Genomic DNA, 11,467 nt, shown 5'->3' with positions numbered 1-11,467 from the left:
TCCCCCCTTTAAAAATATATTTGTTGTTCAAAAGCTTGGGGGCAAAATTTAAGGGGAGAAAAGGAAAACCTTGGGGTTTTTTTTAATTTTTTTCNCCGGGGGGCCACCCAAAAAAGTGGTGGGGTTTTCACTTTTTCGAGTTGGAAGAACCGGGAGAAAAGTTTTTAACGGGGTTTCGACCCTAAATAAGGGTTTGAAATTTAATGGGGGGCTTTTGGAAAGAATTCAGGGCCACCGGAAAAGGGCCTGGTTTTTTTTCCAATTAGACCTTTTTCAAGTTTTGAATTCATGGACCGGGCAGGTATTGAGTTTTTTTAGGGATGTAAGACAGGGGGTATAATTGGGAGGGAGTAAAGTTATAATTAACGGCTAAATCCCTGATTTATTAATAGCGATCGCTTACACTGCTACTTCTTTAAAAGGCAAAACATTTCGACAAACCAATCAAGGAAAATATATTGCTCATCTAACTGAAAAATCAAGACGTGACCGAAGACATAGTAATTTTTGGATAGGACTTTATGGCTCTCTTTGGATTCACGCTTGGGAATTTTGCTCTGATTTTATTTCAATTATGATGAGCAATAATCCCCAGAAACTCAACAATTATAAAAAAGGGTTACAAGTCATGTCCATAATAGATAAGACGGCTTAATTCCCCTATTCTATCTTAACATAAAATAACCAGTGGAAGATGATTTATTTTAGATGTAACTATCCAAAATAAACCAATTTTTATTATTTAATAAAAACTAATATTGCCCAAGGGGTTGATTTTGAGCATCAACCCTGTGGGGGGGAGGACGGTGTAACCCTCCTCCCCCCCACACACACGGCAAGAATGATTATCATTATTGTTTATTCTCAATAAACCCTCTAGTTTTTGACAATTTATAGAGCGATCGCCACGGCTGAAACCCTCTTTCAATCAGGGTTTTAACGGGCTTGTCACCCCGTGAGGTCAATCTACGAAAATGTTGTCTATGGTTTAAGGGTTAGAGGAGAAAGAAATAGAAGTATTCTTGATGAAAAAGTGGAGAAAGCTTTACAGAATGCTGCTTTATGGGATGAGGTAAAAGACCGCTTACATAAGTCCGCTTATGATTTATCAGGAGGTCAACAACAACGCTTATGTATTGCTAGGGCTTTAGTAACAGAACCAGAGGTTATTTTATTAGATGAACCTACATCTGCCCTTGATCCCATTGCCACCAATAGTATTGAACAATTAGTCAGTCAATTACAAGAAAAAGTGACCATGATTATTGTCACCCATAGTATGCAGCAAGCTGCTAGAATTTCTGATTATATTGCCTTTATGTATTTGGGGGAAATGATAGAATTCGGAGAAACAAAAGCTATTTTTTCTAATCCAGAATACCAGAAAACAAAAGACTATATTAGTGGTAGAATTGGGTAGTTTTATTAGTAGCTAAACATCTTTATGGGATGGTTCTTGAGTTTCAACAACTCCAAGATATTGACTTTCCATCAAAAATGTTCCTTGAGAGAACTTTACCCCCCAATAACCACCAGGACGACGATCCATTACTATACCTTCATCCCCAACATCTAGAATATCCGATGGACGTAACATCGGCATCGGATCGGATGTTTTTAGATAGGGCGGTTTACTGATTAAGGATACTTTAATACCTACGGAAATTTGTTGTTCATTCATTGCTTTTTTAATAATGGACAATTGATAATTAATTGCTTCTTATTGGTCAAATATTAATTATTAATTAGTCCTTGATAACTTCCTCTAACAAACCATCACAAGCATCTAATAATAAGTTAATAACGTGATCGAAACCTGCTTCTCCTCCGTAGTAGGGATCGGGTACTTCTTTATCTCGATGTTGACTGGCAAAGTCACACATTAAACGGACTTTATTACTATAGATATTATCTCTATCGAGTTCTAAAATATCCCGATAGTTAGAACGATCCATGGCTAAAATTAAATCAAATTTCTCAAAATCAGAGGGTTCAAACTGTCTCGCTTGTCCCACTAATTTTATACCCCGACGCGCTGCGGCGGCTCGCATTCTTCGGTCAGGAGATGCCCCAATATGATAACTGGATGTTCCCGCAGAATCACAAATAATCTCGCTTTCTAGCCCTTTTTGTTGGACTAAATAGTTCATAATGTTTTCTGCGGAGGGAGAACGGCAAATGTTACCCAAACAAACAAATAGTAATTTATGTGCCATAAATTTTATAAATGATGGTTAAATTGAACTACTTTTACGCAGTCAAACTTTATTTCTTTTCTTGATAAGCGGCATAAACTCCTTTGACATTATACCAATTAAGGAAAATTCGAGCAATTTCTAAGGCTAATTGGGGCTTTCCTTGGTTGATTAACCATTGTAAAAGAGGAGCAAGGGTACGTTCGTTTAACATACCACCTAGAGATAAAACTCCCCACAAAATACGGTGTAACAGGGTCATTTGAATCATTAAACGCACTTCAAAGTTTGGGTGTTTTTCATAAAATAAAACCCCCATTCTTCCTCGTTGAATTTCTTTATCAATTAGGTTAGGAATTTGTGATAAATTAAACGGTGGATGCCAGTGATAACCCATAGCTTCGGGACATTTAATTAGGGTTAGTCCTAGCTCTTTTAGTCTTACCCCCAATTCTAAATCTTCCCATCCATATAGTTGGAAACCCGTGTCAAATAACCCAGCTTTTTCCAACCATTTACGGGCGATCGCTACATTACCAGTGGCAAAATAAGCTGCAGAAAAATCTGTTATTTTGTATGGTTCAGAAGTTGGATGATCAAAGTTACAAGTGTTGATCACAGCACCGTAAGTAAACAGGCGATCGCTACCTAACTTTTTCTCTCCTTTTACTAAAGCGTTAGCGTGGCATTGTAAAAAGGTTTCGGTTACAACTAAATCGCTGTCTATAAATATAATTATATCACCTTTTGCCTTAGTTACACCTAAATTCCTAGCGGCTGCTGGACCTAAATGATCTTGAGAAAAAGCACAAACATGAGGAAAATTTTTTTTATTTTCCTGTAACCATTCTAGGGTTCCATCTGTGGAACCATCATCGACTAAAACGATTTCATAATTACTAATTATATCGTCATTTAATTGTTGTTTTTCTAAGGCTTTTAGACATTTTTCTAAAATGGGTTTACGATTGTAAGTAGGAATGACAACACTTATAAACATAGCTTTAATAAGAAAGAACTAAGATAGAATGAGTAGTTATTAGTCTAGCGCATTTGTTGCAAAATTTGACGAATGGTTGGGGCATCTTCTGCTGTGGGTAATATAGACAAGTATAATTGTAGGTCTGTTGTTGCTTTTTCCCACTGTCGTAACTGATAATATAATAGACCTCGATCCCGTATTTCTAGAGGATGATTAGGAAATAACTGCAACAATAATTCTATAATTCTCAGCATTTTCGGGTATTCTTGACGATTAAGATAGATATATTTTAAATTAGTCAACATTCTTCCTAAAATTTGCTGATTACTCACAGGGGTTAAAAAGTGTTCTTCTAAGGTGATCGGTTGTTGATAAATTTCCTTTAATTTTAACTCGCAATCTTCTTTGAATAAAATCTCTCCTTGGTTAAAAACATCCACAAAAATTCCCACATTTTCAAACTCAGGACGAATGAGAAAATGTCCTGGCATTCCAATCCCAACCATGGGAAAGTCTAGGCGTTTTGCTATTTCCAAATAGATAACAGACAAGGTAATAGGAATACCTGTTTTTTTATCTATTACTTGATTCAAATAACTATTATCAGGGTCATAATAATTATCTTTATTACCTTTAAAACCTAATTCTTTAAATAAATACTTGTTAATAGTTTTAATAACTTTTAGAGGATAAACTTCCTTGCCTAATTCATCTTTTATTCTCTGAAAAATTATATCCAAAGTCATTAAATAGTCCTGGATGTCTAGCCTGGGATATTGATATTTTGCATAAATCAATGATGCTTTTGCTAGATTGATTTTGTGATCAGGTTTGTTTGTTTCTTGAAAAAAAGATTGCATAAAAAATTTTAAATTTTACTAATAATATTATCTTTGTTCATAGCTTAACAAGGAAAGCAACTACTCATCAATATAAAAACGATAGAATAGGTATCTATTTTCAAACTCATGTTGATCGTGGACATGGTGAATAATTTTATTATCCACCAATTGTTGACCTATTTTTACTGCTTTTTCTAAAGGAATAGACAAGTTATCCACCATCCAATCTACTAAATCACTACCTACAAAACACTTAGGGTATAGTTCCAGAAGGTAGCGACGATCTTTTATCTCAACCCCCTTCTCGCCTCTTACTTTAGTAACAATTTTTTCCAGATCACTATTGGTTAATCCATTATTTTTAGGTTCAAGTTTTAATAATTTTACCTCCTCACTTTCTTGCCAAATAATAAAACCTGTTACATCCTCTAATAATAGATATTCTTTCTGTCCTTTACTATTTAAGAATTGTTGTTTTCCATAATCTTGTGCCTCTTTTTGTTGTTCTAAATTAAAACTTTTATCTTTGATAAGCAACTTATTTTTAAAGATTAAACCGGGTAAATACAGATTGTCATCTTGCTGAGGCTTAACTAAGTTACAATACTTTACCTGTTTATGGTCTAAAATTTTCATCAATTCCCCCTTGATATTAATGCTTAATTTTCATTATAATCACCTCCTGACCCATATTTCCAAGAATCTAACCACCGATGATAATAATATTGTTGTTGTGGGGATAAATTTGTTGTCAGGGGTTTAACCCATTTTCCCAGAGGATATAACCCACTGTAGGCTGCTAAACTTAAATAGTGTGTTGTCCAATCTAAAAGGGGTTGTACACCTACTTGGGGTAAGATGGGTAACACTAACTTAGGGTTTACTAAAGGTAAAGTTTTCATTAAAGCTGGAAACTGGATTACATCTTGTAAAAAGGGTTTTAAAACTTCATCCCCTAGTTGATCCATAACCTGAAAAACCCCACTCATTAAATCATTAATCTGGTTTGGGGAAACCTTTTGATTAATGGCAACACTCATGGTTTTTTGGAATAACCAAGTTACAGAAATATTGGGTTGATAAGGTTGTAATAAGGATAAGGATTTTTTGTCTAAGCTATCAACTTTTAAAGCTTCATCTATACCTAAAGTTAAGCGTTTTAAGTTACGAACCATCGATCCAAAGCCACCAAAACTAACGGGAGATTGTCCGCCAGCACTATCTCCGATGGGTAAAATTCTATCCCAAGGCATTTTTAAAGGACTGTTTTGATAGGCAGGAAAAAATCCGAATAAAAATCGTTCAAACTGTAATTTTTCTAAGTCTATATTTTGGTATTCTGGGAGCAATCTTAAATATTCTTCCATGAAAAATTCTAAGCTGAATCTATCAGGATGAGCATCGACATAAGTAAATAAATAAGTTGTCCTTCCGTCCCTAGCTGGAAACGCTTCCCAAAAGTATTGGCACTGGTTTAAAATTGGGGTGAAAGAGGCGATTAAATCCCCTGTATTGTTATTAGTATAACCTTGCGCACAACTTCCTACTACTAAACAAATACCGTCTGGTTTATCCCCTTTTCTTGCTTGTTGCACAATGGGAGAAAAGTGTCCCATTCCATCCATAAGTAAGCGAGACTTTATAACAGTGTTACCCACATTTACTGATACCCCATTATCATAAATAATTCCTGAGTCAAAGGGGGTATTTTCTAATAATTTTCCTCCTGCCTCTAGAAATTTATTCTTCAAAGTCTCTAGTAAGAAAACAGGATCAACACCAATATTTAAAACATCTTCAACCCATAATTCATATCCTTTATGAAAACTCACTCTTCCTGGATTATATTCCGTTGCGATCGCTTTTTCTAATTCTTGATTTGATAATAACTCAAGTTCTACAAACGTACTGAGTTCTTGACGAGAAATATTCCATTCTTGTTCTCTTCCTCTTAATTTTCCCTTCTCAATTAAAATAACATTGTATCCCTGTTTTTGTAAGCTGGTAGCGATTAAAATACCTAAAGTTCCCCCACAGATAATAATATCTGCATCAAAATCATTTAAAGTCTCTTTGCTATTAGTAATTACCGTTGGATAGGTTAGGTTATTGTTTCGTAGAGCTTGCCAACGACTATCAGCAAACTGTAAACCTTTACGGGTATTTTCTGGTAAACAGGAAAGATTAGAGGTTAAATTCATTAAAGGCTTGACCTAATATAAATATTTTCTTCTAGTATAACCTTAACTAAAATGTTTTTCAAGATAATCTGTAATTTGTTTATGTATTTGTTCTCTGCTATATTGAGCATCTATTCTTAGTATTTTTCCATCATAAGAGTGAAAAATTTGCTCATAATTATCTTTTACTTGTTGTAATTTTTCTTGAGTTTCATAAACTTCTTTATTCGTAACTTTTTCGAGACGACATAAGGCAACATCTAGAGGAATATCCAAATAAATGACTACATCGGGGTTAGGAAACCGTTTATTTAACCCATAAACAAAATCAAACTCTTCTTGGTTATTAGTATTATAAGCCAAAGACGAAAAATAGTAACGAGTAGCAATAACATGACAGTGATCCTGTTTAATTAATTTATAAACTCCATCCACCTCATTGTATAAATGATAATGTCTATCCGCAGCAAATAAATAAGCCATTTGTTGGTCAAATTTTTCTTTATCTTTCATCACAAAAACTGGATTTTGCATAGCTTTTCTAATTAACTTACCAATCACTCCTTCTGTTGGTTCAGAACTAATGATTGCTGAGTTATTTTGCTTAATTAAATAGTGTTTTAATAGTTCTGCTTGGGTTGTTTTTCCGGCTTTATCAATACCTTCTAGAACAATAAATAAATGCTGCATTATTTTTAAAATTTTGAATAAGTATTTTAGCTGTATAACAAACAAAAAATTACCAATTTTTCAAGCTATTTGTTTTTTATAAGTAGGTAGGTAAAAATAAATGTAAGTTTGTAGTTAGTCCTTGAGGAAGAGAAAGATAGTCATCACCAAGGCTAAAGCCTTGACTGCCTACTTTTCTATTTTATATTTAATTACACCTACCTACTTAGTTGACACCAAACTATTGAATAAATACCATAGTCATGCCAAATAAAGAACCAACTAATAAAGCTAAAGTGCTTAAAGAACTAATAGCAAAACCAATCGTTCTTTTTTTCTGCTGCCTGATAGTATCCAAGGGCATATATAATACGCCCAATTATCCACAAACCGCCAATTGCTGATCCCCAAATTGGGTTAACAGAGAAACAGAACAGCCATAGTAAAGGTAAGAAAAATATTATCTGTTCTAATGTATTTTGTTGTACCCTTAATGCCCTTTCAAAATTGGGATCACCGCTAGTTGCAGGAGCAACAACATTATACTTAAATCTAGCACGACCAACATTTATTGTAATAAGAAAATAGACGATCAAGGCTACAACTGTTACTATGCTAGGGTAAATAGTTTCCATCGTTGTCTAGTTATTAATTAAGATATTTAGAGCTATTCTAGCATATTCTCTAATCATGGGTCAATTCTCTTATTAACTAATAATTATAGTTTTGAACAATTATTTTTAACATCTATAGTTTTTTTACAGTCTAGAAGACTGTGTTACAATTAACTTATAGCAGTAAATTTATCATGATAGATTATCCAGATACTAACAGACTTTATCCTTTCAAAAACTATCAACGTCTTTGTTTCCTCAAAAATATAATTACCAATCCCAATATTATTGTCGGAGACTTTACCTATTACGATGACTTAGAAAACACCAATAACTTTGAGAATAATGTTCTATATTCCTATCTTGTGTAGTAATAATGTAGAAGATTTAAAAAAATTAAATTCATAAACTATCAAAAATGGCTAAACCAGAATCTATGAATATTCGTCTTGTTCAAGGAGAAGATGTCGAAACCCTTTTTGAAATTAGAACCAGTGTTAAAGAAAACTATCAATCTCGTCAAGAAATTGCCAAACTTGGCATTACACCAGCATCGGTGGCTAAAATGTTGGACAAAGAATGTTGTGCTTGGATCGCCGAAGTTAAAAGTCAACCCGTAGGCTTTTCTATTGCTAATTTAACCGAAAAAACAATTTTGGGACTTTTTGTCCTACCTGAATTTGAAAATCAAGGCATAGGTCGTGCTTTAATGGAGATAACGGAAGATTGGTTCAAAAAGCAAGGAATTAAAGAAATTTCGCTGTTAACAGGCAACGATCCCACCTTCAGAGCTTACGGTTTTTATCTTCACCTGGGTTGGACTGCCGTTGGCCTTGAAACAGAGGGGGTGATGAAAGGTGAAATGAAGTTTGCGAGGAATTTAACTTATTGACGTTGGATCACAAAAACGATTAAAAGTCGTGTTTTGTTTACAATAGTTTGCTAAAGTAACTACTAAGCCGATCACTCAACCATTACCCACAAACAAGCAAAACTAACGATCTATGCCAGGTGACTACTACGATATTCTTGGGGTTGACCGTAACGCCAATAAAGAAGACTTAAAAAAAGCTTATCGCCGTCTCGCGCGACAATATCACCCTGATGTTAACAAAGAAGCAGGGGCAGAAGAACGATTCAAAGAAATTAACCGGGCCTACGAAGTATTATCCGAACCAGAAACCCGTAGTCGCTATGATCAGTTTGGAGAAGCAGGGGTCAGTGGTTCCGGAGGCTTCAACTACGGCGATATGGGAGATATGGGCGGTTTTGCCGATATTTTTGAGACCATTTTTAGTGGTTTTGGGGGCGGTATGGGAACCGGCGGAACCCGTCGTCGTACCGGTCCGACCAAAGGGGATGACTTACGCCTCGATCTTAAATTAGATTTCCGTGAAGCTGTTTTTGGCGGAGAAAAAGAAATTCGTATTCCCCACCTAGAAACCTGTCAGGTTTGTAAAGGAGATGGGGCAAAACCAGGAACTGGAGCAAAAACTTGTCCCACTTGTAACGGACAAGGCCAGGTTCGTCGTGCCACTCGTACCCCCTTTGGCAGTTTTGCTCAAGTAACAACCTGTCCCACTTGTAACGGTCAAGGACAGATAATAGAAGAGAAATGCGAAGTCTGTAATGGTGCCGGACGCAGACAAGTGACAGAAAAAGTTAAAATCACCATTCCCGGAGGGGTTGATGATGGAACCCGTCTGAGAGTTTCTCGCAAAGGGGATGCAGGTTTACGGGGAGGAACACCAGGGGATCTTTACGTTTACCTCTATGTGGAAGCAGATAAGGTGTTTACTCGGGACAAAATGAACATCCTTTCGGAGATCACCATTAGCTATCTCCAAGCCATTTTAGGATGTACTGTTGCCGTGGATACAGTGGATGGGGAACAAGAGTTAAGCATTCCGGCTGGAACCCAACCTAATACTATCCTGACTCTAGAAAATTTAGGGGTTCCTAAACTGGGTAATGATGCTATCCGTGGGGACCATCTGATTACGGTAAAAGTTGACATTCCCACCCGTATCAACGCAGAGGAACGGGATCTCCTGGAAAAATTAGCCCATATTAAGGGTCAAAGTCACGGTAAGGGTGGTTTAGAAGGATTTTTAGGGAGTTTATTTCACAAGTGAACCTGCCAACCTCTGATACTGTTTTACTGGATCTTCGGGGAACTCCTTGCCCCATAAACTTCGTTCGCACTAAATTGAAGTTAGAACAAATGCCCCCTGGTTCTTTGTTAGAAGTTTGGTTAGACCCCGGAGAACCCATTGAACAGGTTCCCGATAGCTTGACTATGGAAGGCTATCACATAGAAAGCATTGACGATCGCCAAGAGTTTTTCTCCCTTAAGGTTCGTCGTCCTCATTAGATGAAACAATCCACTAGGTATATTTACAAAACTATTGTAAGATAGCCGAAAGTTTTGTGTGGAGTCATCATGGAGTCTAATTTTCTCTCGGCAGTTTTTCTTCCCCTTGCCCTATTTTTCATTATGATGGGTATGGGTTTAGGCTTAAAAATTGTGGATTTTAAGCGTGTTTTAGTCGAACCCAAAGGGGTTATTCTGGGATTAGTTGCTCAATTAATTGTCTTACCCCTTGTGGGTTTTGTATTAGCTTCAATCTTTCCTCTCACCCCAGAATTAGCGGTTGGGGTGATAATTTTAGGTGCTTGTCCGGGGGGTGCAACTTCTAATGTTATTAGTTATTTAGTACGAGGTAATGTAGCCTTACCTATTACTTTAACAGCTATCAGTAGTCTCGTGACTATTATTAGTATTCCTTTGGTAATTAATTTAGGAATGCAGATGTTTATGGGTGCTGATACAACACTACAGCTGCCTATTTTAACAACCATAACTCAAATTGCTGTTATTACTCTTCTTCCTATTTCTTTAGGGATGTTTATTAATAAGTCTCAACCTCGATTAGCAGCTAAACTAGAGAATATTGTTAAATGGTTATCTTTATTCTTTTTAGGATTAATTATTTTTGGTTTATTGCTGAAAGAAAGAGCTAATTTACTGCCATTTTTTTTACAAGTAGGAGGAGTAACTTTAAGCTTAAATTTAATTACCATGTTTTTGGGATATGCGATCGCTACTTTTGCCAAACTGGATGACAAAAGTAGAAAAACTATCACCGTTGAACCAGAATTTCTCACAAAATCTGCGATCGCCAAACACAGAAGCCTTACAGGAAGTGGGTTTGAACAGAGCGATCGCAGATTTCCCCAACCAACAGTCTGTTGTCAGATTTTAAGTTAAAATCAACCCGAATTAGACAAAGATGAAAAGATAAATCAATCACTCATTTTTCCAAAAAAATTATTAATAAAATCTCTAATAGTACTAGATTGTTAGAATAAAATATGCTATAATTTAATTATTAAAGCAATTTACCTTAAACTGATTTAATGAGTCCCAGTCATCCCCGAACCCCTCGTCAAGTAATCAACTTTAGTAAACAGAAAGGAAAAGAAATAATCGCTAATTTTGATGGGGGACTAATCACTTCAGATGCGGGGATTGTCTGGATAGCTGAGTTGGAAAAAAACTGGGAATTACCGAGAAGTTTGGTAACTATTTTCAAGATCATCGTCATAAATCTTATGTAGATCATTCCGTTCATGAGTTATTAGCACAAAAGGCTTTATGGAATTATTTTAGGCTATGAAGATGTCAATGACCATGATAAATTACGTCACGATCCTGCCCTTAAGATCGGTTTAGAAAAAGTTAATGAACTTGACGATAAACAGGGATGGTTAGCTGGCAAAAGTCCACTAATAGATCGGATATTGGCTGGAACTATCTCGACCAAAACGATCTCTCTTAATAAGACCATCTGAAGCTTGAAATCTTGCGCATTTTGAAGTTTAAAACTCTTAGTTAATAAATGGTGTCGTACAGACTGGACAAAGGGCTAAAGTATACGAGTGCCCAAATTGGGAAAAAGGAGCGCAATAACGGGGAGAAAAA

11 protein-coding genes and 4 pseudogenes are annotated in these 11,467 nt (G+C 35.8%); 7 read left to right on the top strand and 8 right to left on the bottom strand.

Features of this window, described 5'->3' with window-relative positions:
- Positions 1-958: 958 nt before the first annotated feature.
- Positions 959-1,420: pseudogene (locus CWATDRAFT_RS25475) on the top strand (phosphate ABC transporter ATP-binding protein); the annotation flags it as partial.
- Between the two features lie 12 nt (positions 1,421-1,432).
- On the opposite strand, the gene sipA reads toward CWATDRAFT_RS25475, so the two are convergent.
- The 8 genes and pseudogenes from sipA to CWATDRAFT_RS25435 all read right to left on the bottom strand — a co-directional run bounded on the left by sipA (position 1,433) and on the right by CWATDRAFT_RS25435 (position 7,503).
- Entirely contained in the window at positions 1,433-1,681 is a 249-nt protein-coding gene (gene sipA, locus CWATDRAFT_RS25470) for a regulatory protein SipA (protein WP_007307701.1), read from the bottom strand.
- A 64-nt stretch (positions 1,682-1,745) separates the two neighbouring features.
- Positions 1,746-2,216, bottom strand: a complete 471-nt coding sequence (locus tag CWATDRAFT_RS25465; protein WP_007307700.1) for a low molecular weight protein-tyrosine-phosphatase — start codon at positions 2,214-2,216, stop codon at positions 1,746-1,748.
- A 49-nt stretch (positions 2,217-2,265) separates the two neighbouring features.
- Positions 2,266-3,195: a glycosyltransferase family 2 protein gene (locus CWATDRAFT_RS25460; RefSeq protein ID WP_007307699.1), complete on the bottom strand. Its 930-nt coding sequence runs from the start codon at positions 3,193-3,195 to the stop codon at positions 2,266-2,268.
- Positions 3,196-3,239: 44 nt separating this feature from the next.
- Positions 3,240-4,037, bottom strand: a complete 798-nt coding sequence (locus CWATDRAFT_RS25455) for a SirB1 family protein (protein ID WP_007307698.1) — start codon at positions 4,035-4,037, stop codon at positions 3,240-3,242.
- 60 nt (positions 4,038-4,097) lie between these two features.
- Positions 4,098-4,655, bottom strand: a complete 558-nt coding sequence (locus tag CWATDRAFT_RS25450) for a DEP domain-containing protein (RefSeq protein WP_007307697.1) — start codon at positions 4,653-4,655, stop codon at positions 4,098-4,100.
- Between the two features lie 23 nt (positions 4,656-4,678).
- Entirely contained in the window at positions 4,679-6,220 is a 1,542-nt protein-coding gene (locus CWATDRAFT_RS25445; protein ID WP_007307696.1) for an FAD-dependent oxidoreductase, read from the bottom strand.
- Positions 6,221-6,262: 42 nt separating this feature from the next.
- On the bottom strand, positions 6,263-6,889 hold the full coding sequence (tmk, locus tag CWATDRAFT_RS25440; RefSeq protein ID WP_007307695.1) for a dTMP kinase: 627 nt from the start codon (positions 6,887-6,889) through the stop codon (positions 6,263-6,265).
- 220 nt (positions 6,890-7,109) lie between these two features.
- A pseudogene (locus CWATDRAFT_RS25435) lies at positions 7,110-7,503 on the bottom strand (MAPEG family protein).
- Positions 7,504-7,676: 173 nt separating this feature from the next.
- Between CWATDRAFT_RS25435 and CWATDRAFT_RS25430 the strand changes: the two are divergent.
- The 6 genes and pseudogenes from CWATDRAFT_RS25430 to CWATDRAFT_RS25405 form a co-directional block, all read left to right on the top strand.
- Positions 7,677-7,844: pseudogene (locus CWATDRAFT_RS25430) on the top strand (acetyltransferase); the annotation flags it as partial.
- 56 nt (positions 7,845-7,900) lie between these two features.
- Positions 7,901-8,374: a GNAT family N-acetyltransferase gene (locus CWATDRAFT_RS25425; protein ID WP_007307693.1), complete on the top strand. Its 474-nt coding sequence runs from the start codon at positions 7,901-7,903 to the stop codon at positions 8,372-8,374.
- 112 nt (positions 8,375-8,486) lie between these two features.
- Positions 8,487-9,617 (top strand): molecular chaperone DnaJ, encoded by a 1,131-nt coding sequence (dnaJ, locus tag CWATDRAFT_RS25420; protein WP_007307692.1) that lies wholly within the window; start codon positions 8,487-8,489, stop codon positions 9,615-9,617.
- Positions 9,614-9,856, top strand: coding sequence for a sulfurtransferase TusA family protein (locus CWATDRAFT_RS25415; RefSeq protein ID WP_007307691.1), 243 nt, complete (start codon positions 9,614-9,616; stop codon positions 9,854-9,856). The genes dnaJ and CWATDRAFT_RS25415 overlap by 4 nt, the downstream gene beginning before the upstream one ends.
- 69 nt (positions 9,857-9,925) lie before the next feature.
- Positions 9,926-10,753 carry a bile acid:sodium symporter family protein gene (locus tag CWATDRAFT_RS25410; RefSeq protein ID WP_007307690.1) on the top strand — a complete coding sequence of 276 codons (828 nt, stop codon included), beginning with the start codon at positions 9,926-9,928 and terminating at the stop codon, positions 10,751-10,753.
- 149 nt (positions 10,754-10,902) lie between these two features.
- Positions 10,903-11,274, top strand: a pseudogene (locus CWATDRAFT_RS25405) (transposase); the annotation flags it as partial.
- Positions 11,275-11,467 lie beyond the last annotated feature (193 nt).

Origin of the sequence: Crocosphaera watsonii WH 8501 (genome assembly GCF_000167195.1) — a bacterium.
Classification (GTDB): Bacteria; Cyanobacteriota; Cyanobacteriia; order Cyanobacteriales; family Microcystaceae; genus Crocosphaera; species Crocosphaera watsonii.
The sequence above is the reverse complement of the archived record's forward strand: the minus strand, read 5'-3'. Positions and strand labels throughout refer to the sequence as shown.

Coding starts and splice junctions, on each gene's coding strand:
- CWATDRAFT_RS25445 (WP_007307696.1), bottom strand. CDS start 6,220: ATGAATTTAACCTCTAATCTTTCCTGTTTACCAGAAAATACCCGTAAA.
- CWATDRAFT_RS25410 (WP_007307690.1), top strand. CDS start 9,926: ATGGAGTCTAATTTTCTCTCGGCAGTTTTTCTTCCCCTTGCCCTATTT.
- tmk (WP_007307695.1), bottom strand. CDS start 6,889: ATGCAGCATTTATTTATTGTTCTAGAAGGTATTGATAAAGCCGGAAAA.
- dnaJ (WP_007307692.1), top strand. CDS start 8,487: ATGCCAGGTGACTACTACGATATTCTTGGGGTTGACCGTAACGCCAAT.
- CWATDRAFT_RS25450 (WP_007307697.1), bottom strand. CDS start 4,655: ATGAAAATTTTAGACCATAAACAGGTAAAGTATTGTAACTTAGTTAAG.
- CWATDRAFT_RS25425 (WP_007307693.1), top strand. CDS start 7,901: ATGGCTAAACCAGAATCTATGAATATTCGTCTTGTTCAAGGAGAAGAT.
- CWATDRAFT_RS25460 (WP_007307699.1), bottom strand. CDS start 3,195: ATGTTTATAAGTGTTGTCATTCCTACTTACAATCGTAAACCCATTTTA.
- sipA (WP_007307701.1), bottom strand. CDS start 1,681: ATGAATGAACAACAAATTTCCGTAGGTATTAAAGTATCCTTAATCAGT.
- CWATDRAFT_RS25455 (WP_007307698.1), bottom strand. CDS start 4,037: ATGCAATCTTTTTTTCAAGAAACAAACAAACCTGATCACAAAATCAAT.
- CWATDRAFT_RS25465 (WP_007307700.1), bottom strand. CDS start 2,216: ATGGCACATAAATTACTATTTGTTTGTTTGGGTAACATTTGCCGTTCT.